Raw genomic sequence first — 21,704 nt, forward strand, 5'->3', positions numbered from 1 at the left:
AGACTCAGTTAAAACGTTTTGCGACCGCAGCCACACGCGCACCAAATTTCACTGCAGTATCCAGATCGCCTGACGCAATGGCACCTGCGTCTGCATCTGACGGAGACTGTACCAGCAGTCCAACAGAACCGCCCAGGTTATTGATATCCTGGCGGGTTGCCGCCTGAGTGTTCGACGGTGGCAGACCCAGGCTCACCCAAATCCCGCCGTGCTGAGAAGCCAGCGTTTGCAGGTATTGCAGCGAGACTTGCTTATCACCATTCAGGCTTGCGCTGTTGCTGAAGCCAGCAAAGACTTTGTCCTGCCAGCTACGTACGAACCAGGCTTTAGAGGTCGCATCAGCAAACTTTTTAAACTGCCACGGTACGCTCCCCATGTAGGTTGGCGCGCCAAAAATGATTGCCTTCGCATCATTCAGTTTTTGCCAGTCGCTTTCCTGAATATCGCCATTGCTGTCAATCGCGATCAGTTCAGCCTGCGCACCCTCTGCGACCGTTTCAGCAACGCGTTTGGTGTGGCCGTAGCCAGAATAATAGATAACTACAACGCTCATCGTATCTCTCCTGATGCAATATTACTTTGTTAATCAAACGATTAAATATGTCCGGACATTACTCTGCGAGTCAGTTGCCATTTTCGGTTCCCTGGTATCAAATAGAAACCTTAAGTCGTTTTATACACGCAAACAAACGCGGGTGTAAGAAGGCACCTTTACCTCACCTGGTTACCTTGAGGGAACCACCATGACTGATACTGCAATACTGAAAAAGGAGATGCCTCCTTATAACGTGTTCGATGAACGCTGCCCGACACGCGATGTGCTGGCGCGTATTGCCGATAAGTGGGCGCTGTTGATCCTTGCGCGTCTCCAGAACGGGCCGATGCGCTTTAATCAGCTGCAACGCGATATTCAGCGGATCACCAAGAAGGTGCTGACCCAGTCTCTGCGCAAGCTGGAACGTGACGGGCTGGTTGCGCGGGAAGTTTTCGCGACGGTGCCGGTGACAGTGGAATACAGCCTGACACCGCTCGGGCAGGCCTTAACCGAAACGGTCACCGTACTGGCGCACTGGGTGGAAAGTAATATGGATGCGATTGTCGCGGCGCAATCAGCTTACGACGCCGCCAACGCGCAGGCCTGAGCCGGGACATACCCGGCGCAAGCCCGCTCAGGAGAGCATAAATTCGACGGCGTCGGCAGCATGAATGGCAGCGGTATCAAATACCGGAATCGGGCTTTGCTCAGCCGGTACGAGCAAACCAATTTCCGTACAGCCGAAAATGACCCCTTCTGCACCCTGTTGTGCGAGTTTCTCAATCACGCGGACATAACAGGCACGGGAAGATCCGCTGAAAGTGCCCAGACAAAGTTCGTCAAAAATAATCTGATTAATGCGTTCTCTGTCGGCTTCTTCCGGGATCAGGCTTTCGATACCAAACTGGCTGCTCAACCGCCCACGATAGAAATCCTGCTCCATCGTGTAGCGCGTACCCAACAACGCCACGCGTGATATCCCTGATGCGCTTATCGCGCGTCCCGTCGCATCGGCAATATGCAGGAACGGCAGCGAGCAGCGGTTTTCTATCTGTGACGCCACTTTATGCATGGTGTTAGTGCAGAGCAGAATGCCTTCGGCTCCGGCACGTTCCAGCCCAAGCGCCGCCTGCGCCAGGATCTCCCCGGCTTTTTCCCACTCGCCACTCGACTGGCAGGCTTCAATTTCGTGGAAATCCACGCTGTGCAGCAACAGGCTGGCGGAGTGCAGGCCACCAAGACGCTGCTTCACCCCTTCATTAATCAGGCGGTAATAAGGGATTGTTGATTCCCAGCTCATCCCACCTAACAGGCCGATCGTTTTCATCATCCCTCCTTATGCGTTTATCCCAGTGAAGCAAACTTGCGATCGCGTTTCCAGCTCTTTGTCCCGTCACCGCTTTTGCAACCCGCCTGATTTATCCGGCTGGCGCTTCCCCGGATAAAAAAAGGCGCTGTATTCAGCGCCCTTTTTTCATCACCACAGAATTATTCTGCCACTGGCTCCAGAAGTGCATCGCGTGAGCGCATGGCGTCACGTAGCAGCACGCTGCCACAGGCAAAAAAACCGCCCAGAATCCCCGCCAGCAGCACAATTAAGGCCTTACCCGGGCCATCTTTCTTCACCGGCATGGAAGGAGAGAGCTGGTATTTAAACGGCTCAAGCGTGATGTCTTTAAAGGAGAGCTTTTGCAGCTGAGTCAGATAGTATTCACGGTTCTGGAAGTCTGCATTCAGTTCAGAGATATCCTTCAGATTTTTTTCAATCTGCAGCTTTTGCGCAATACCGTCAGCACCGAGCGCAACAGAGTAATCCGGGTCGTCTTTGACTGCCTGGCCATTGCTGTAGACCGGCTTCTTGATACCCGCCGCGTTGGCCACTTCCAGCGAGTAGTTAAGACGCTGCAGGTTAGTATTATGAATATTCGTCAGGCGCACACGATCCAGTTCCAGCTGCTGCTGTACCTCTTTCGTTTTCAACACGATCTGATTACGAATGTTCTGCATCGTCTCCTGCTCTACCATGCGGGAGATATAGTCAATGTAGCCGTCGAGAACCGTCTGAGCATCACCCGCCGTCGGAGCGGAGAAACTCAGCGTCCAGGAGACATAAGGTGCTTTATCAGCATCTTTTGCCTGGACGTTATCCGTTGCTGTCATTTTTTCTGCGATGTTCACCACCGCACGGTGCAGCTCCAGCGGATCAATATCAGTGCCTTTTAACTGAGACATCACGTACGGTGAGTTCTTCATGTACTCTTCCAGCAGCGACTGCGACTGAAACCTTTTGATGAACAGATTAAACACATCCGGGCGTGAAATTTTTGCGTCTACACCGAGCACCTGTAGCTCAACCATCATCTGGCGCAGCGGGTTCCACTGGGTCTGTTCTGCCGGGGTGATCACGGCTTTACTGGTCCATTTTTGCGGCATCAGAAACGTGATGACCAGACCTACCAGCGCGAAGGTAAAGGCAATGGCGATAATACGTTTTTTTGCCGCCAGCAGGACGTGCAACAATCCCAGAAGATCTATCTCTTTAGTATTGGCTGCCGGGATGGCATAGTGGGGAAAATCGAGGTCCGTGTTTTTTTTGAAATCCATAGCTGACATAACTGTTCTACTTTTGAGGGTGCAGTAAATTTCTGCCTGACTGGTTCATGGAATCAGAATAATACAAGATAATAAGAATTATCTGAATGCCGGATAAGTCTAACTATGTGCCACCTATCAGAATTTGTAGTAAATCCCTTGATGGCATGTCGTCAGGATAACGGAAAAATAACGTCATTAAATAAAGTTAAATGAAGTAACACTGACGTTCAGCGGAGAATAAACGGGCACGGCACATCTGCTGCAGAGATAAAAAAAACCCGGCGAGCGCTGCTTCGCCGGGCAATAAAATTACACGCCGATATTCCTCAACCTTTCCCCTGCCATCAGCTTACGTTCGATATGTTCCAGCGTGACGCCTTTGGTTTCCGGGATCAGCCAGAACGTAATTCCGATAAACGCCACGTTCAGCACCGTGTAGAGCCAGAAGGTACCCGCCGCGCCAATTGCATCCAGCAGCGTCAGGAACGTCGCACCTATGATCATGTTCGACACCCAGTTAGTGGTGGTGGAACACGTGATGCCGAAGTCACGGCATTTCAGCGGCTGAATTTCAGAGCACAGGATCCACACCACCGGCGCGGCGCTCATTGCATAACCGGCAATACACATCATGGTCATACCAACGGAGAGCCAGGAAAGCCCGCTGGATGCAGTGCCATTATCAAACTGCATCAGGCAGTAGCCGAGGATCAGCGTGCCGATCGCCATCACGCTGAAACCAATTTTCAGTGCCGGTTTACGCCCGGCCTTATCGACGGTGAACACCGCAATAAAAGTCGCGAACATAAAGGTCAGCCCCACCACCAGCGTGGCGATCATCTGCTGTTCCGTGGTCGTAAAACCGGCCATTTTGAAAATACGCGGCGCGTAGTACATGATGATGTTCATCCCGGTAAACTGCTGCATCGCCTGCAGCAACATACCGAGAAACACCGCACGGCGTACATTGCGGTTGATCTTAAACAGCGCCCAGCCACCCTGTTTCAGCTTCAGGCTTTCGCGGATTTCACTCAGCTCGTCACGTGCTTTTTCAGAGGTATCACGCAGCATACGCAGCACCTCCTCTGCCTCCACGTGACGGCCCTTTTGCGCCAGCCAGCGCGGGCTGTTCGGCAGGAAAACCACTAACACAATCAGCAACAGTGCAGGCAGCGCCAGTACACCCAGCATCGCACGCCAGTTACCGCTGTAGCTGAAGTAGGTGTCGGACAAAAATGCCAGCACAATACCAAGCGTCACCATCAGCTGATACATACTGATCATCTTGCCGCGCACGTTCTCACTCGCCATTTCAGAGAGATACAGAGGAGCGGTATAGGAGGCAATCCCCACCGCCACGCCGAGCAACACGCGGGAAAGCAACAATATTTCAATACTTGCCGCAAACGCGGAGCCAATAGAGCCAGCCACAAACAGGATCGCCCCTACCATCAGGCTGTATTTACGCCCCAGACGGAACGAGAGCCAGCCGTTAAACAGCGCCCCAATAGCCGCACCGAGCATCATACTGCTCACCACCCACTCCTGCAGGCGACTGCTCAGCGTAAAGTGGTCGGTAATAAACGGCAGCGCCCCGGCAATGACGCCGATATCCAGACCGAACAGTAAACCGGCCACGGCTGCCGCAATAGAGACAAATTGATTCATGCGGCGGGTATCACGCAGTACGCCGGGCATGAGGGTAGAGTCATTTATAGAGGTCATAGTTTCCTGCCTGAACAGCGAAATTTGTCCACTGAAATTACGAGATAGCGAGAAAAAGTGTCAGGCCGTAATTCGTGAAAACATGGATTATTTGACTGCCATGTAGCGTTCTGTGATGGACATTACAATTTCAACTAATGATGAATATTCACCTGTTTTTATTAACGTGTTTATTTTTAATAATTAAATTTGTGATTTACGTCATATATGATTTTTTGGTATGGATTTTTCATCTTTACAGATATGGACTATGACGATTTTTGAGCAAAAAAAACCTCCACGCGGAGGCAGAGGTTCTGTCTGAAAACGGAATTAGCGTGCCAGCCATCCACCGTCAACCGCCACGGTGTAGCCGTTGATATAGTCAGATGCCGGAGATGCCAGGAACACAACCGGCCCCATCAGATCGCCCGGTAAACCCCAGCGACCAGCCGGAATACGGTCGAGGATTTCCGCGTTACGCTGCTCATCAGCCCGCAGCTGCCGGGTGTTGTTGGTTGCCATGTAGCCCGGAGCAATCGCGTTGACGTTAATGTTGTGCTTCGCCCACTCATTCGCCAGCAAACGGGTCACGCCCATGACGGCGCTTTTTGACGCGGTGTAAGACGGTACACGGATCCCGCCCTGGAAGGAGAGCATGGAAGCAATGTTAATGATCTTGCCGCCTGTCCCCTGAGCGATGAAGTGCTTCGCTGCCGCCTGAGACAAAAAGAACACGCTCTTGATGTTCAGGTTCATCACGTCGTCCCAGTCGCGTTCGCTGAAGTCGATCGCATCTTCACGACGAATTAAACCAGCGTTGTTCACCAGAATGTCGATATGACCGAATTCCGCGACAGCACGTTCCAGCAGTGCCGGGATCGCGTCGATGTTACGCAGGTCGGCGGTCAGGCTCAGGAAACGGCGACCCAGCGCGATCACGCGCCCGATGGTTTCAGTTGGCTCAACAATGTTGATACCCACGATATCGCAACCCGCTTCCGCCAGACCTAATGCCATCCCCTGACCCAGGCCGGTATCACAACCGGAAACCACCGCCACTTTACCGTGCAGAGAAAATGCATCGAGAATCATGTTGGCTCCTTACTCTTTCAGCACCAGTCGATCGTAACCAAAAGAAAAATTAACGAAACAGCGTTCCATTTTGTTGGTAAACACATAGTATCCACAGCAAAATATGTTTTCAACTCAATTTAAAACAATGTTTCATTTTTGCATTTAAACATGCTGAAAATAGCATTTTGATCACGGTTATTAAGGAGGATGCTGTTGGTTTTTGGGCATGCTTTTGCCGGGTGATGCTCACGCTGACCCGGCATGAAGAGTGATGTTGCGAGGAATTAACGCTCGATGGCTAACGCGACGCCTTGTCCGCCACCGATACACAGCGTCGCCAGCCCCTTGCGGGCGTTACGCTTTTTCATTTCGTGAACCAATGATACCAGGATCCGGCAGCCAGACGCGCCGATAGGGTGACCCAGTGCGATCGCACCACCGTTAACATTCACCCGCAGCGGATCCCACTCCAGCATTTTGCCAACCGAAATCGCCTGAGCGGCAAAGGCTTCGTTGACTTCCAGCAGATCCACATCCTCAAGCTGCCAGCCTGCGCGCTCCAGACAGCGGCGGGTAGCATAAACGGGTGCGATCCCCATTAACGCAGGATCAACGCCCACGCTGGCAAACGCTTTAATGCGCGCCAGCACAGGAAGATCCAGTTCCAGGGCTTTACTTTCGCTCATCATCATCACGGCCGCTGCACCGTCATTAATGGAAGAGGCATTGCCCGCCGTAACCGAACCGAGCGTTTCAAATGCCGGGTTAAGCCTTGCCAGCCCTTCGGCACTGGCGTCGGTGCGAGGCTGCTCGTCGGTATCTACCGTAACGGCTTCGCCATTCTGACGCAGGGTGCTGACAGGGACAATCTCATCGCGAAAACGCCCGGAATCAATCGCGGCACGGGCTTTTTGCTGTGAACTCAGCGCCCAGGCGTCCTGGAGTTCACGGCTGATGCCGTACTCACGCGCCAGGTTCTCTGCCGTCACGCCCATATGGTAGTCATTGAATGCATCCCACAGGCCGTCATGTACCAGGCTGTCGAGTAGCTGGCTGTTTCCCAGCTGTGCGCCGGTACGGCTGTCGGTCAATACGTGCGGTGCGCGGCTCATGTTCTCCTGCCCGCCCGCAATCACGACATCTGCCTCGCCACACTGAATGGCCTGCGTGGCAAGATGCAGCGCTTTTAAACCAGAGCCACAGACGTCGTTGATGGTAATCGCGGATACGGTATTGGGCAGGCCGCCTTTCAGCGCCGCCTGTCGGGCAGGGTTTTGCCCGGCTCCGGCAGTCAGAACCTGGCCCAGGATCACCTCATCAATTTCATGTGCTGCGATCCCACTGCGTTCCACCAGCGCTTTAACCACCACGCTACCCAGATCAACAGCCGAGTGGCGCGCAAGCGACCCCTGAAAACAGCCGATAGCTGTACGCAGCGCACCCACTATAACGACATCTTTCATCACGACCTCTGTGTTAAATGACATGACGATAGTAGAGTATTGTTATCGATAGTTGACGCAATTGTTTATAAAAAGTGAGTTTAGTCACAGGATTAGCGTGCATCCTGCAAATACTGGCGCAACCAGCTTCCGGCGACGCCTGGCGGGGATCGCTTGTTCCACAGCAGATCGATGGCAATGGTTCTCGGCCAGCCGGGAACATTCAGTTGCACCAGTGATTTCGCGGCGGCAAATTCATCCACCAGCGCACACGGCAACGCGCACCAGCCAAATCCCTGCACCGCCATACTCAGGAGTAACAGGTAATTCGGTGCTGACCAGACAGGCCCTCGCGCCAGCGAGGGTTCACGCTCCAGGTAGGTATTCAGCCGCAGTTCACGCCAGCCGTGCAGCTCACCGGCCTGAGTTTCGTGTTGTTCTGCCAGGGGATGGGTGGTAGAGACATAAATGGCCATCCGGGTCTGCATCGGAAGCCGTGTGACCCCAATCCCGGGAGGGTAGCTGTCTCGTGCTTCCGTCAGCCCAATCTGCGCCCTTTCCTTCTGCAGCAGATCGATAACGTCCTCTTCCTCACCAATCAGGCATTCGAATTCCGTATGTGGAAAACGTCGATCGAACTGGTTCATGAGATCTTCCAGCACGTCCGGGTTGAGCGTATCGGAAAGCACAAACGTCAGGCGAGCCTCCGTTTGTGCCGTGAGCGACACCGCCAGCTCATCAAGCCGCGCACTGGCGGCAAGGATCGACTGTACATAGCCCAGCACCTGTTCACCCTGAGCGGTTAAGACTGGCTGGCGCGCCGAGCGGTCAAACAGCTCAAACCCCAGATCAGCTTCCAGGTTCGCAATTGAGGTACTGATAGTGGACTGGCTTTTTCGCAGGCGGCGCGCGGCGGCGGAAAAAGAGCCAGCAGAAACCGTTTCGACAAACGCAATGAGGGCTTCGGGAGAATAGCGCATGATGTATCTATTTTATCGATGGATACTATCTTTTATATATCATCTTTAACAATAAAAATAGGCCACAACACCGCCCATACTGGCGAATTAATGAGGTCACTATGCAGCATCAGGATGCACTCCAACGTAAATTGCCAGAGCGGATCTTTCATGCCGTCTGTTTCGAAGGCATTGCCACGGCGATCCTTGCCCCAACGGCAGCGTGGTTAATGCAACGTTCCGTTGTCGAAATGGGAGGGTTGACCATTATTCTGGCAACCACGGCGATGCTCTGGAACATTATCTATAACTTCGGTTTTGACCGTTTCTGGCCAGTACAGCGGGTAAAACGTACGGCAAAAGTTCGCGCATTGCATGCGCTGGGGTTTGAGTGCGGGTTTATTGTGATCGGTGTGTCCATTGTTGCCGCCGTTCTGGGCGTCACGTTGCTTCAGGCATTCACACTGGAAATAGGTTTCTTCCTGTTCTTCCTGCCGTACACCATGTTCTATAACTGGGCCTACGACACCCTACGCGAGAAATTTCTCAAGCGTCGCCAGCAACGACGCGCCCTCGCAGGCTAATCCCTCTCTGGCCGGACGCCCGCTCCGGCCAGACACCTTCGAAGCAACTGCGCTCTCAGCTCATAATTATGGTAAATTGCACTCCTTTGTGTTGGTTTTCTGGTTGATGCGTTGCTCTAATGTCTAAAATTTGGTCAAAAGAAGAGACTCTCTGGAGTTTCGCCCTCTATGGTACAGCCGTGGGCGCGGGAACGCTGTTCTTGCCCATTCAGCTTGGCTCCGCAGGCGCGATTGTCCTGCTTATCACTGCCCTTGTGGCCTACCCATTAACCTACTGGCCACACAGAGCGCTGGCACAATTTATCCTGTCGTCGAAAACAAAAGGGAATGAAGGGATCACCGGAGCCGTTTCCCATTACTACGGCAAGAAAATCGGCAATCTGATCACGACACTCTATTTCATCGCCTTCTTTGTGGTGGTGTTGATTTACGCCGTGGCAATAACCAACTCGCTAACCGAGCAACTGGCAAAACGGATGACGGTGGATACCCCCGTGCGGGTGCTGGTCAGCTTTGGCGTGGTGCTGGTCCTGAACCTGATCTTCCTGATGGGACGACATATCACGATAAAAGTGATGGGGTTCCTGGTATTTCCGCTGATCGCCTATTTCCTGTTTGTTTCGCTGTACCTGACGGGAAGCTGGCAACCCTCGCTGCTCACCAGCCAGATGGCGTTCAACCAACATACGCTGCATCAGGTATGGATTTCGATCCCGGTGATGGTTTTCGCTTTTAGCCATACCCCGATTATCTCGACGTTCGTCGTCGACCGTCGCGAGAAGTACGGCGAAGATGCCATCAGCAAATGCAAGAAAATCATGAAGGTGGCATACCTGATCATCTGTCTGAGCGTGCTGTTCTTTGTATTTAGCTGCCTGCTGTCTATTCCGCCGTCATACATCGTGGCAGCAAAAGAGGAAGGCGTGACGATCCTGTCGGCGCTGTCTATGATGCCCTCTTCTCCAGCCTGGCTGGGCATTTCCGGGGTGATTGTGGCGATTATTGCGATGTCAAAATCATTCCTCGGCACCTATTTTGGGGTGATTGAAGGGGCAACGGAGATAGTGAAATCGTCGCTACATCAGGTGGGTGTGAAGAAGAGCCGCGCCTTTAACCGCGCCGTGTCGATTCTTGGCGTATCGGTGATCACCTTTACGGTGTGTTGCATCAACCCGAATGCTATCTCAATGATTTACGCCATTAGCGGCCCGCTTATCGCCTTGATCCTGTTTATCATGCCGACGTTGTCGACATACCTGATCCCGTCCCTGAGACAGTATCGCTCCATCGGCAACCTGCTGACGCTGATCGTTGGCGTATTGTGCGTGTCGGTGATGTTTGTGGGTTAATCGTCATTGTGCCCGGCGTCATGCCGGGCGCGTGCTTTACGCACGAATATCGTCATATTCCCGGGTGTTATCAAACTCATGCTTAGCAAACGGGCACAGCGGGATGATTTTACGGTTCTCACCGCGCATTTTTTCCACCACTTTCGCCACCAGTTGCTTACCGACTCCCTGCCCCTTCAGGCTCGGGTCAACATCGGTATGTTCGATGATACTCAGGTGCTCACCGGTCGGTACGAAGACAATCTCCGCGACCTGATTTCCTTCTGCATCGTTCACATAAAACTTGTTATGGCCTTCCAGAATATTCATGGTTCCTCGCTTATTTTTGACGGTACTTCAGCGCACCACTCGGGCAGGTATCAATCACGCGGATGACGGTTGCCACATCCACTTCATCAGGCACAATCCACGGTTTACGCTTCAGGTTGAACAACGCCGCGCTGCCGCGTACGCAGTTTCCTGAATGTTTGCAGATCCCGGTATTAAAATAGACGTCGATTTTCTCCCCGGTATAGGCCCGGTATCCTGCTTCCAGTAAATCTTTATCCATAACATTGCCTCTGTCGTTATTATCGTGCTGAATGAAGCATAGCCTTACGGGATCCCGATGGCTATAACACCGAAAACGAAAAGCCAGCTCACAACTCTGCTTTTGCCCAATTACACCTGACATGGCTGCATGTTAGGCTCCATAAACGTTGTCCTTTTCTATGGCTTTTGCAGGTTGTAATGAAACGCAGATTCTCTTTTCAGGTGAAGCTCTTTTTAGCGCTGGTGTGCTTTTCCTGCCTGCTATTGGCTTTGCTGGGAACCATCCTGTTTCATTTTATTGACCGGCAGTTGCACCACGATCTGGGTCAGCGCGCCCGCGTGCAGGCCAGTGAAATAGCGTTAATGCCAGGTCTTGCTGAAAAAGTCACAGCCAGAGATATACCCGGTATTGCCCGTTTAATTCAGCCGCTGCGTGCTGAAAGTGATGCCAGTTATATTGTCATTGGCGATACCCAGGAGCAGCATCTGTATCACTCAGAATCGCCGGAACGCCTGAATTTACCCATGATTGGTGGGGATAATGCCGAGGTATTAAAGGGAAAAACGATTATATCCGTGCGCCAGGGAGGCATTGGGGTTTCATTACGCAGCAAGGCCCCTATTTTTAATGCCCAACATCAGGTGATTGGAATTGTCTCGGTCGGTTATCTGACCTCGTATATTGCCAATATTAATGCCCATATTCTCTGGCAGTCCGGGTTATATGGTATTGGTCTTTTATTGTTACTGTTTATTTTCTCCTGGCTGTTCACCCGTAATCTTAAAAAGCAGATGTTCCGGCTTGAGCCGAAAGATATCGCCCAGTTGGTGTTGCAGCAAAAAGCGTTGCTTGAGGCTATGTATGAAGGGGTATTTGCGGTCAACAATGAAAAGCAGCTGATGTTAATTAACCGTGCTGCCAGAGAGCTGCTGGACATTCATCAAAGCGAGGAAGAGCTTATTGGCAAACCGCTGGAGGATGTTCTGCAAACGCCACCGGGCTTTTTATCTCAACGCTATGCCTCAGTAAGCCGCGGCAGCCACGACCAGGTTGCGGTATTTAACCAGCGTGAGGTGATCGTCAACCGCGTGGCGATTGAGGTGGAGCCGGGTGTCGAAAGTGGTTGGGTCTATAGCTTTCGCGACAAAAACGACATTAACACCCTCAGTAGTCAGCTAAGCCAGATCAAACGCTATGCGGATAACCTGCGCATCATGCGCCATGAACAGCTGAACTGGACAGCAACACTCGTCGGGTTGTTGCAGATGAAACATTATGACGAAGCGATCCGTTACATCCAGGTACAATCGGAAGGGGCACAAAGAGTGCTGGACTTCGTCTCTGCCCATTTCGCCTCCCCGACGTTGTGCGGACTGCTGCTGGGAAAGTACGTCAGCGCACGGGAAAAAGGCATTGAGCTGCTGTTTGACCCCGCCTGCCATCTCACCCGAATGCCCGGTACCCTCACCGAAACGGAACTGGTGTCCGTGATTGGCAACCTGCTGGATAACGCCGTGGATGCGACCCTGAAAGCCCCGGTTCCCGCCCCCGTCGAACTCTATATTTCCGACAGGAACCAGGAGTTGCTGATAGAGGTGGCCGATCGGGGTTGTGGAGTGGATGACGCCATGAAGCCCCATATCTTCAGGCAGGGATTCAGCAGTAAACCGGAAAGCAGTAACGAATTAGTGGGCGCAGAGCATGGTATCGGTCTGTTTCTGGTGGCAGGATATGTCGATAAGGCGGGCGGCAGTATAGAAATCACCGATAACACCCCGCAGGGCACCGTTTTCTCTGTGTTTATTCCCTACTATCAACCCGTTCGGCAGGGCTAACGTATGACCACGACCCGACCACTAGATGTTGTGATTGTTGAGGATGAACCGCACCTTGCAGAACTGCATCGTGAGTATATCGAGCAGAATTTTCACCTGCGCGTGGTCGGCATAGCCACGTCGATTGAACAGGCGCATAGCCTGATCCGCCAACATCAGCCGCGGCTTATCCTGCTGGATAACTATCTCCCGGACGGTAAGGGCGTGGAGTTAATCGACCATCCGCTGCTGAAAAGTTTTGAATGCTCAGTCATTTTCATCACCGCCGCCAGCGACATGCAAACCTGTAGCCATGCCATGCGCAGCGGCGCGTTTGACTATCTGATTAAACCCGTCTTTTTCCAGCGCCTGCACGCCTCTCTGGAGCGGTTTATGCGCTTCATCCACACCGTGCAACAGGTTAAGGTTGTCGACCAGCATGCTCTGGATCGCCTGTTTAATCTGCCCGCCGCAGAGTCTTCCCTTGCCCCCTCCACCAAGGGAATTGAACCCAACACGCTGGAACGTATTAAGCGATTTTTCGCCGATAACCCCGAAAGCACGATGTCGGTGGAAGAGGTGGTGGAGAGCGTTGGGATCAGTAAAACCACGGGGCGTCGCTATCTGGAATATTGTGTGGAAAGCGGATTTATCAGCATCGAAATGCTGTATGGCAACATTGGTCACCCCAGAAGGCTGTATCGTAAAGCCCCCGATAAGGCATAAACCGAAACCGTTCGCTGGCGAATGTTCGCGGATTTAATGGTGTTAATTGCCGAAACAACGCCGACAATCACACTTCAGAACCGGAACCCTCATCACCCTATTGTTTGCCCTAACCCATAAGCTATGTTGACCATTAGTTCCTCAAATGTAACTAAAAGGTTAATTATAATGTCGAACACTTTCCGAATTTCTCTGCTTACCGCTACTGTACTGATTTCAACCTCCGCAATGTCTGCTTTGCCGCAGGGCTACCCTGCTGAGTATCAAAAAGTCGTGGATGCCGCGACCAAAGAGGGCAAGGTGGTTATCTATTCCACCACCGATACCAAAGCCGCCGGGCCGCTGATCGAGGGCTTCGAAAAGACTTACCCCGGCATTAAAGTTGAATACAACGACATGAACAGCACCGAGCTGTACAACCGTTTTATCAGCGAACAGGCCTCCGGTGGCGGTAGCGGCGATGTGGTCTGGAGCTCATCAATGGATACCGGGCTGAAGCTCGCAACCGACTACGCGATGGAGTACAAATCTCCGGAACAAAGCCAGTTGCCAAAATGGGCGGTCTGGCATGATAAAGCTTATGGCACCACCTACGAGCCGGTCGTATTCATCTACAACAAACGGTTGATCCCGGCGGGTGACGTACCGGATTCCCATGCAGCCCTGGCGAAACTGATTGCCAGCCAGACGGACAAATTTAAGAGCAAAGTCACCACCTACGACATCGAAAAGTCGGGTCTGGGTTTCATGCTCTCCGTGCAGGATCACAAGGCCGATCCCAACTACTTCAAAACGCTGGCTGACGTCGCCAAAGGCGGCTTAGCGGTGCAGTCCTCCACCGGTACCATGATGGAGAGGGTCTCATCGGGCGAAAACCTGATTGGCTTTAACATTCTGGGCTCCTACGCTGAAGCCCGGGCGAAGAACGATCCGTCACTTGGGATCGCCTACCCGAAAGATTACACCCTGGTTCTGTCGCGCGTTTCCTTCATCAGCCAGCAGGCGCAGAACAGCAATGCCGCTAAGCTGTGGCTGGATTATGTCCTGTCAGAAAAAGGGCAAAGCATTCTGGCAAACCAGGCGGATATCCCGTCCATTCGTAACGATATTGAAGGTAAAAATGATATCGACGGTCTGACCAAAATTCTGGGCACTGCGCTGAAACCGATCCCGGTTGATGAAAGCCTGCTGGAATATCTGCAGCCGAAAAAACGTCTGGATTACATCAAACAGTGGCGTGCAGCCGCCGCCAAATAAGCATCTGAGCGCGGCGCATGTCGCCGCGCTCCTGTTCAACGACCTGAGTTCATTTTTCTGGGCTGCAACACCAGGGATATCCCCATGAATACATTACACAGAAAATGGCAAAGCCTGCCGCGCGGTATTGTCGTGTTGATAACCGCACTGGTTATCTACGTGCCTTTGTCGTTTATCGTGATACAGAGCTTTTTATCCGCCCCGTTCTTTTCTCCGGCAAAAGAGTGGAGCCTTGAGTCATTTGGCTTTATTTTCACCGACCCTGATTTTTATAAGGCACTGAAAAGTGGTTTTATTCTCGCCTTTGGCCTGGTCGTCATCGCCATCCCATTGGGCGGTGTGCTGGCCTTTCTGATGGTACGTACCGATTTACCTGGCCGTCGTCTGATTGAGCCGCTGATCCTGGTGCCGATTTTTGTTTCACCGATGGTGCTGGGGTTTGGCTATGTGGTGGCGGCAGGTCCGGTGGGTTTCTTATCCCTGTGGGCGCAAGCGCTGATTGGCTTTGTCCCGTGGAATATCTACGACATGTCGAGCATCGTGGTCATTGCGGGCCTGACGCATGTTCCACACGCCTATCTCTATATCTCTTCCGCGCTGCGCAGCGTAGGTTCCGATGTCGAAGAGGCCGCACGCACTGCGGGGGCATCACCTTTACAGGTGATGATGTCCGTCAGCTTACCGATGGTGCGCCCGTCGATTCTGTATGCCATCGTGCTGTTGTTCTTCCTTGGGCTGGAAGTCTTCGGCCTGATGCTGGTGCTCGGCGATCCGGAAGGCAACATGGTGCTGGCAACCTATTTGTACCAGCTCACCAACAAGCTCGGTACCCCGTCCTATCACCTGATGGCAGCGGTTGCCGTGGTGCTGATTTGTATCACTATTCCACTGGTTATGCTGCAGCGTCGTCTGATGCGTACCGCCAACCGCTTCGTGACCATGAAAGGGAAAGCGTCGCAGGCGCGTGCCTTACCGCTGGGTAAATGGCGCTGGGTGGCCGGCGCAGTGGTGGCCGCCTGGCTGACCGTGACTATCGGTGTCCCCCTGCTTGGCGTGGTGTTGCGCGCGTTTATCTCTAACTGGGGGGTGGGTGTTTCGCTGTGGGATGAGCTTTCACTCGATACCTTCCGCACCATCTGGGCACAACCGAACCTGTTACGCGCCATCGTCAACTCAATGTCTATCGGCGTGATTGGCGGCGCGCTGGCCGTGGCGTGCTACCTGTTTGTTGGCATCGCAATGCACCGCAAACCGGACAATACCACGCGCTTTCTTGATTACAGCGTACTGGTGCCGCGCGCGGTTCCAGGCCTGCTCGCGGGTCTGGCTTTCCTGTGGGTCTTCCTGTTCCTGCCGATGTGGCTGGATAACTCGCTGAAATCAGGCTGGCTTTCCGGGTTCGTCTGGTCTGACTGGATGCGCGAAAACCTGATCGTCTGGCTGCGCTCATTACGCAGCACCATTTTCAGCGTCTGGCTGGCCTACACCGTGGTGTGGATGGCATACGGACTGAGGCTTATCTCCTCCACGCTGTTACAGGTAGGGCCAGAGCTTGAAGAGGCCGCCCGCAGTACAGGAGCAACGCGCGGGCAAATTACGCGCCACGTGACCATTCCGCTGTCCCGCTACGGTCTTATCGGTTCCTGGCTGCTGATGTTCCTGATCTTTGAACGCGAATACTCAACGGGCGTGTACCTGCTTTCTCCCGGTACGGAAACCATTGGTTCAATGCTGGTTTCACTGTGGGCAGCTGGTGCCATTGATATCGTGGCAGCGCTCTCCTTTATTAATATCCTGCTGGTCGTGGTAGGTCTGGGCATTGCCCTTCGTTTCGGAGTCAAATTACATGATTGAATTAGCGGTCGACAACCTGCACTTAACCTACGGCGACAACCCGGTGCTGAAAGGCGTTTCCATGAACCTGAAGCGCGGTGAAGTGGTCTCTCTGCTGGGGCCATCGGGCAGCGGGAAAACCACCCTGCTGCGCGCGGTGGCAGGGCTGGAAAAGCCGACTCAGGGATCAATTGTGATTGGCAAAAACAAAGTTTACGACGGCACGCCGCGCAGCGAAATTCCGGCGGAAGAGCGTAATCTGGGGCTGGTATTTCAGTCCTACGCGCTGTGGCCGCACAAAACCGTTTTTGAGAACGTGGCCTATCCGTTAAAACTGCGTAAAGTCGCAACCAAAGAGATCAACCAGCGGGTACAGGATGTGCTGGATCAACTTGGGTTAGGTCATCTTGGTAAACGTCACCCACACCAGCTTTCCGGTGGACAACAGCAGCGCGTGGCGATTGGCCGGGCCCTGGTTTACAACCCACCGGTGATCCTGCTGGATGAACCACTCTCTAACCTCGACGCCAAGCTGCGTGAAGAGGCCCGCGTGTTCCTGCGGGAGTTAATTATCAAGCTGGGCTTATCCGCACTGATGGTGACGCACGACCAGAATGAAGCGATGTCCATTTCCGACCGCATTCTGCTGCTCAACAACGGCAAGATTGAGCAGCAAGGCACACCGCAGGAGATGTACGGTTCGCCAAAGACCCTGTTTACGGCAGAATTTATGGGCAGCAATAACCGCCTGCACGGCAAAGTGACAGAGGTGCGCGATGGCAAAGCACGCATTGAGGGAAAAGACTGGGTATTGTGGGGGCAGGCCGGTGAAGGCGTGCAAAACGGTCAGGAGGCCACCGCGGTGATCCGCGTCGAGCGCGTCGAGGTGGTGGACGGCCCGGGTGAAAATCAGCTTGAACTGCCGCTGCTCACCAGCATGTATCTGGGTGACCGCTGGGAATACTTGTTCCGCACGGCAGGCGATGACTTTGTGATCCGCGCCTATGGCCACGACGTTCGCGACCCGCAGCATTGTCATTTATCACTGCCAGCAAAACACGTCTGGATTTTCCCGAAGAACTGAATGGGTTCCCCAAAAAAGGCTGCGTAATGCAGCCTTTTTTATAGCGCTATTACCGGGATACTTACACATCGACCAGTTGTGTTGCCTGATGCTACCGCTCATGCTGAAGTTGGTACTATCCAACAAGCCTACGAGCAGGGTATGACAACGGGTCGTAGCATGGAAATGAAAGTATTTGGTAAGCCAGTTTGCGGTTACTGTCTCAGCGATATAAAAAGTATGGCTGAAAAATCTGGCTTGAAATCGCTTACTATTTTTGAAGAGAAAAGCGGAGATACTTTGTATTGGGAAAAAGGGATGAAAAAACTCACCAGGAAAGAAACTTATGAAAGATGAGTTTGAAGTCGATTTCTATCTGTACGCCAGAAACTCTTTTTCACGGGTTCGTGGCCCCAAGTGGAATGATGTAGAAGAATTCCTGATGAAATTGAGGGGGGATACAGGTGGTGTAAGACTCCGCATTGTCCCCGAACCTGATATTGGGCCGATGAATTTAGAAGTATCTACAGATGATGGCTTCTATCTCTTGACGTTACTAAATAGCTGCGCGGAATAGTAGATCACTGAAAGGGAACTCAGCCCGGATTGTGCGATCTGATCAATCGCCAAACCAACCAAAATCACCAACCGGACTGAGCGATGCCGATCATAGTACCAATACCCCGTGGCGAACGACGCCTGATGCAGAAAGCTATTCATAAAACGCGTGATAAAAATCATGCCCGCAGACTCACGGCCATGCTAATGCTTCATCGGGGTGAACGGGTCAGCGATGTTGCCAGAACTCTCTGTTGTGCCCGTTCATCCGTTGGTCGCTGGATTAACTGGTTTACGCACTCAGGTATTGAAGGCCTGAAATCCTTACCCGCAGGGCGCTCCCGACGCTGGCCTTTTGAACATATCTGCACCCTGTTACGTGAGCTGATAAAGCATTCTCCCGGCGATTTTGGTTATCAACGTTCACGCTGGAGCACCGAATTACTGGCAATAAAAATCAATGAGATAACCGGTTGCCAGTTACATGCAGGAACCGTTCGCCGCTGGTTGCCATCTGCGGGGCTTGTATGGCGCAGGGCCGCGCCAACTCTGCGTATCCGTGACCCACATAAAGATGAAAAGATGGCGGTAATCCACAAAGCGCTGGATGAATGCAGCGCAGAGCATCCGGTATTTTATGAAGATGAAGTGGATATCCACCTTAATCCTAAAATCGGTGCGGACTGGCAGTTGCGCGGACAGCAGAAACGGGTAGTGACGCCGGGGCAGAACGAAAAATACTATCTGGCCGGCGCACTGCACAGTGGCACGGGTAAAGTCAGCTACGTGGGCGGCAACAGCAAAAGTTCAGCGCTGTTTATCGCTCTGCTAAAGCACCTGAAAGCCACTTACCGGCGGGCGAAAACAATCACGCTGATCGTTGATAACTACATTATCCATAAAAGCCGCGAAACACAGCGCTGGTTGAAAGCAAATCCCAAGTTCAGGGTAATTTACCAGCCGGTTTACTCGCCGTGGGTGAATCATGTGGAACGGCTATGGCAGGCACTTCATGACACGATAACCCGTAATCATCAGTGCCGCTCAATGTGGCAGTTACTGAAAAAGGTCCGCCATTTTATGGAAACCGCCAGCCCATTCCCCGGAGGAAAACATGGTCAGGCAAAAGTGTAGCGGTATTAGGCGCAGCTATTTAGAGTGCTCGGAATCTGATTTAACGGTTCGTTCCTATTGGGATAAATCGAAATCTGGTATGGAGAAAAAAATACAGATTTATGGGGATTACTGGCCTGAGCGACAACTGACAAAAGATTTTGATCTTGTTGTCAGGGTCTTTAAAGAGTTCTTCGATATTGGCAACGTATCAACGGAACTTCTTAATTGATGTATAAATCCCAGACTACAGCATCACTTGTGGTGCTGTAGTTGTTGAGAATAATACGTTTGCGGTGCCTGTTCCCGGTGTTCCGGTAACGGCAATAAAATCGTGGCAGATGTCGGTCACGATCTGCTGATGCGCAGTCAGCAGAACAACAATGACTATGACGGCAAGCAGACCAGCGTTGCTGCGGGTGGCAGCTTCACCTTCGGCACCATGTCCGGTTCAGGCTATATCAACGCCAGCCAGGACAAGATGAAGAGCCGCTTTGATTCCGTTGCCGAACAAACCGGGCTGTATGCCGGGGACGGCGGCTTCGATATCACCGTGGGTCATCACACCCAGCTTGACGGTGCGGTTATCGCCTCCACCGCCACACCGGACAAAAACAGCCTCGATACCGGGACGCTGGGCTTCAGCGACATCCACAACGAAGCCGACTTTAAAACCTCGCACTCCGGTATCAGCCTGAGCGGCGGCGGTAGCTTCGGGGATAAATTCAAGGGCAACCTGCCGGGTGGCATGATCTCCGCCGCTGGCAACAAAGGCCATGCGGAAGGTACCACACAGGCCGCCGTGGCAGAAGGCACCCTCACCCTCCGCGACAAGGTAAACCAGAAGCAGGACGTGGCCGATTTGAGCCGCGACACCGAACATGCCAACGACAGCATCAGCCCGATCTTCGACAAGGAGAAAGAGCAGAACCGCCTGAAAGCAGTCGGGATGATCAGCGATATTGGCAGCCAGGTGGCGGATATTGCCAGGACTCAGGGTGACCTGAACGGGCTGAAAGCGGCCCAGAAAGCATCCGGCACAACACTCCCCGCAAACGCGACAGAAAAAGAACGCCAGAACTATCTTGCGGAGTTGCGTGACACGCAGGCATACAAAGAGGTGATGGTGACGTACGGAACCGGCAGCAACATGCAGCGTGGTATCCAGGCGGCCACGGCAGCGCTGCAGGGACTGGCGGGCGGCAATATCGGGGGCGCGCTGGCGGGCGCTTCAGCACCGGAACTGGCGAACATCATCGGCCACCATGCAGGCATCGATGACAACACGGCGGCAAAAGCGATTGCCCATGCCATCCTCGGCGGCGTAACCGCAGCCCTTCAGGGCAACAGTGCCGCGGCGGGCGCAGTGGGGGCGGCATCCGGAGAACTGGTAGCGACAGCGATTGCCAGACAGCTCTATCCGGACACAGACCCGTCGAAGCTGACGGAAGACCAGAAGCAAACCGTGAGTACGCTGGCGACTGTTTCAGCGGGCATGGCTGGCGGGATTGCCGGGGGAAATACGGCGGGTGCTGCGGCCGGGGCCAGTGCCGGGAAGAATGCGGTTGAGAATAATTATCTCAGCGCTGACCAGACCACCTCATGGCTTGAGAAATATAAATCGGCATCAACGGATGAAGAGCGTAAGAAACTGGTGGATGTTGCGAGCAAAGCGGATGCGGCTCAACAGCAAAAAGCGCTGAACACACAGATCAGTAAGGATTATCTTGTTAAACAACAGGATGACCTTATCCAGCTAATGCAATCACCGGGTTGTGATGCAGATTGTAAGCAACTGGCACAGTACAGCATTAATCAGCTGTCGCCAGTGATTGATAACTATGACGAGATGCAGCGATCAAACAACATACCTAAAGCAGCTATCGCAACGATTTCTCTTTCAATACCGATTCTTGGTCGTGCCGTTGCTCCTGCTGTTGCGGACTTGATTGGCAGTTCAACATTAGCAACAAGAGGTGTTTCAGCGGCTACAAGTGGAATCGCAAACGCCACGTCTCAGGCGTACAATATCCATAATGATCCAAGTGAGGTATTTAGCCCGAATAGTCTTATCACAGCAATGATAACTGGAGCAGCTACAACTGGTATGAAATATGTTGGAACTACAGCAGTGAGCACCGCAGGAGCAGGGATAAGTAGTCTTATTGATGGTAAGAGTCCAACTGTGCCTATGATCGGGGCTGCAGGTGGGGCTACGTTAGGTTATTTGTTTGGGTTGGGTGTTCAGAAGGTTGATAATAAGGTATGGAATCCTTGGAGTAATGGATTTAAAGATTATCAAAATTCGAGAATGCCATCAATAATAGAGCCACCTAAAGTAAACCAATTACCAGTAATAGCAGGTGGCTATCTATCTGAGAGAGCGGGAAAAGCAGGCGAAGATTATGCCAAGGGGAAACTGAAATGAAAAAAATACTTTTTTACTTTCTTCTTTTTTTACTTATGGGTTTCGTCACCATTTTAGCCGGATGTGTTTTAGTTTCAGTGTTTAGCAGATTGCCTGTTTTACTGATAGAAGGACATTGGCCTTCTTATTCGATTA

General features: G+C 52.6%; 21 protein-coding genes and 1 pseudogene. 13 read left to right on the plus strand and 9 right to left on the minus strand.

Going from position 1 to position 21,704, the window contains the following annotated elements:
• Positions 1 to 4: 4 nt before the first annotated feature.
• Positions 5 to 553: a flavodoxin family protein gene (locus HV318_RS09265; protein WP_182272519.1), complete on the minus strand. Its 549-nt coding sequence runs from the start codon at positions 551 to 553 to the stop codon at positions 5 to 7.
• 190 nt (positions 554 to 743) lie between these two features.
• Here HV318_RS09265 and HV318_RS09270 point away from each other — a divergent pair, with 190 nt between their 5' ends.
• Positions 744 to 1,142, plus strand: coding sequence for a winged helix-turn-helix transcriptional regulator (locus tag HV318_RS09270; protein WP_182272520.1), 399 nt, complete (start codon positions 744 to 746; stop codon positions 1,140 to 1,142).
• A 27-nt stretch (positions 1,143 to 1,169) separates the two neighbouring features.
• Here HV318_RS09270 and HV318_RS09275 read toward each other — a convergent pair whose 3' ends face one another.
• From HV318_RS09275 to HV318_RS09300, 6 genes are all read right to left on the minus strand, one after another.
• Positions 1,170 to 1,862, minus strand: coding sequence for an aspartate/glutamate racemase (locus HV318_RS09275; protein WP_182274567.1), 693 nt, complete (start codon positions 1,860 to 1,862; stop codon positions 1,170 to 1,172).
• A 161-nt stretch (positions 1,863 to 2,023) separates the two neighbouring features.
• Positions 2,024 to 3,148: an LPS O-antigen length regulator Wzz(fepE) gene (gene wzz(fepE) / locus HV318_RS09280; protein ID WP_182272521.1), complete on the minus strand. Its 1,125-nt coding sequence runs from the start codon at positions 3,146 to 3,148 to the stop codon at positions 2,024 to 2,026.
• Between the two features lie 291 nt (positions 3,149 to 3,439).
• The gene (gene araE / locus HV318_RS09285) at positions 3,440 to 4,873 is read right to left on the minus strand and encodes an arabinose-proton symporter AraE (protein ID WP_275943688.1); all 1,434 of its coding nucleotides are present in this window, start codon (positions 4,871 to 4,873) and stop codon (positions 3,440 to 3,442) included.
• A 294-nt stretch (positions 4,874 to 5,167) separates the two neighbouring features.
• The gene (kduD, locus tag HV318_RS09290) at positions 5,168 to 5,929 is read right to left on the minus strand and encodes a 2-dehydro-3-deoxy-D-gluconate 5-dehydrogenase KduD (RefSeq protein ID WP_182272523.1); all 762 of its coding nucleotides are present in this window, start codon (positions 5,927 to 5,929) and stop codon (positions 5,168 to 5,170) included.
• Positions 5,930 to 6,195: 266 nt separating this feature from the next.
• Positions 6,196 to 7,374, minus strand: coding sequence for an acetyl-CoA C-acetyltransferase (locus tag HV318_RS09295; RefSeq protein ID WP_182272524.1), 1,179 nt, complete (start codon positions 7,372 to 7,374; stop codon positions 6,196 to 6,198).
• 92 nt (positions 7,375 to 7,466) lie between these two features.
• Positions 7,467 to 8,333 (minus strand): LysR family transcriptional regulator, encoded by an 867-nt coding sequence (locus HV318_RS09300; RefSeq protein ID WP_182272525.1) that lies wholly within the window; start codon positions 8,331 to 8,333, stop codon positions 7,467 to 7,469.
• Between the two features lie 101 nt (positions 8,334 to 8,434).
• On the opposite strand from HV318_RS09300, the gene HV318_RS09305 reads away from it, so the two are divergent.
• Both HV318_RS09305 and HV318_RS09310 read left to right on the plus strand, forming a co-directional pair.
• The gene (locus HV318_RS09305) at positions 8,435 to 8,896 is read left to right on the plus strand and encodes a multidrug/biocide efflux PACE transporter (RefSeq protein ID WP_020687112.1); all 462 of its coding nucleotides are present in this window, start codon (positions 8,435 to 8,437) and stop codon (positions 8,894 to 8,896) included.
• Between the two features lie 119 nt (positions 8,897 to 9,015).
• Positions 9,016 to 10,245 (plus strand): amino acid permease, encoded by a 1,230-nt coding sequence (locus HV318_RS09310; protein WP_182272526.1) that lies wholly within the window; start codon positions 9,016 to 9,018, stop codon positions 10,243 to 10,245.
• A gap of 36 nt (positions 10,246 to 10,281) precedes the next feature.
• On the opposite strand, the gene HV318_RS09315 is transcribed toward HV318_RS09310, so the two are convergent.
• Positions 10,282 to 10,554 (minus strand): GNAT family N-acetyltransferase, encoded by a 273-nt coding sequence (locus HV318_RS09315; protein ID WP_108367787.1) that lies wholly within the window; start codon positions 10,552 to 10,554, stop codon positions 10,282 to 10,284.
• Between the two features lie 10 nt (positions 10,555 to 10,564).
• Positions 10,565 to 10,795 (minus strand): 4Fe-4S mono-cluster protein YjdI, encoded by a 231-nt coding sequence (gene yjdI / locus HV318_RS09320; protein WP_182272527.1) that lies wholly within the window; start codon positions 10,793 to 10,795, stop codon positions 10,565 to 10,567.
• Positions 10,796 to 10,974: 179 nt separating this feature from the next.
• On the opposite strand from yjdI, the gene HV318_RS09325 reads away from it, so the two are divergent.
• The 10 genes and pseudogenes from HV318_RS09325 to HV318_RS24505 all read left to right on the plus strand — a co-directional run.
• Positions 10,975 to 12,612, plus strand: coding sequence for an ATP-binding protein (locus HV318_RS09325; protein WP_182272528.1), 1,638 nt, complete (start codon positions 10,975 to 10,977; stop codon positions 12,610 to 12,612).
• Between the two features lie 3 nt (positions 12,613 to 12,615).
• Complete coding sequence (locus HV318_RS09330; RefSeq protein ID WP_182272529.1) at positions 12,616 to 13,317, plus strand: response regulator; 702 nt, start codon at positions 12,616 to 12,618, stop codon at positions 13,315 to 13,317.
• A 168-nt stretch (positions 13,318 to 13,485) separates the two neighbouring features.
• Positions 13,486 to 14,574, plus strand: a complete 1,089-nt coding sequence (locus HV318_RS09335; protein ID WP_182272530.1) for an ABC transporter substrate-binding protein — start codon at positions 13,486 to 13,488, stop codon at positions 14,572 to 14,574.
• Positions 14,575 to 14,658: 84 nt separating this feature from the next.
• Positions 14,659 to 16,428, plus strand: coding sequence for an ABC transporter permease (locus HV318_RS09340; protein ID WP_182272531.1), 1,770 nt, complete (start codon positions 14,659 to 14,661; stop codon positions 16,426 to 16,428).
• On the plus strand, positions 16,421 to 17,491 hold the full coding sequence (locus HV318_RS09345) for an ABC transporter ATP-binding protein (protein WP_182272532.1): 1,071 nt from the start codon (positions 16,421 to 16,423) through the stop codon (positions 17,489 to 17,491). The genes HV318_RS09340 and HV318_RS09345 overlap by 8 nt, the downstream gene beginning before the upstream one ends.
• 78 nt (positions 17,492 to 17,569) lie before the next feature.
• Positions 17,570 to 17,827, plus strand: a complete 258-nt coding sequence (locus HV318_RS09350; RefSeq protein ID WP_182272533.1) for a cytidine deaminase-like fold-containing protein — start codon at positions 17,570 to 17,572, stop codon at positions 17,825 to 17,827.
• Entirely contained in the window at positions 17,817 to 18,047 is a 231-nt protein-coding gene (locus tag HV318_RS09355; RefSeq protein WP_182272534.1) for a DUF6911 family protein, read from the plus strand. Before HV318_RS09350 ends, HV318_RS09355 begins: the two co-directional genes overlap by 11 nt.
• An 83-nt stretch (positions 18,048 to 18,130) precedes the next feature.
• Positions 18,131 to 19,162: an IS630-like element ISEc33 family transposase gene (locus HV318_RS09360; RefSeq protein WP_001395480.1), complete on the plus strand. Its 1,032-nt coding sequence runs from the start codon at positions 18,131 to 18,133 to the stop codon at positions 19,160 to 19,162.
• Positions 19,143 to 19,373 (plus strand): DUF6911 family protein, encoded by a 231-nt coding sequence (locus HV318_RS24500; RefSeq protein ID WP_524537202.1) that lies wholly within the window; start codon positions 19,143 to 19,145, stop codon positions 19,371 to 19,373. Before HV318_RS09360 ends, HV318_RS24500 begins: the two co-directional genes overlap by 20 nt.
• An 87-nt stretch (positions 19,374 to 19,460) precedes the next feature.
• Positions 19,461 to 20,726, plus strand: a pseudogene (locus HV318_RS24505) (VENN motif pre-toxin domain-containing protein); the annotation flags it as partial.
• Between the last annotated feature and the right edge of the window lie 978 nt (positions 20,727 to 21,704).

This window comes from Enterobacter sp. RHBSTW-00901, from assembly GCF_014103115.1.
Lineage (GTDB): Bacteria > Pseudomonadota > Gammaproteobacteria > Enterobacterales > Enterobacteriaceae > Enterobacter > Enterobacter cloacae_P.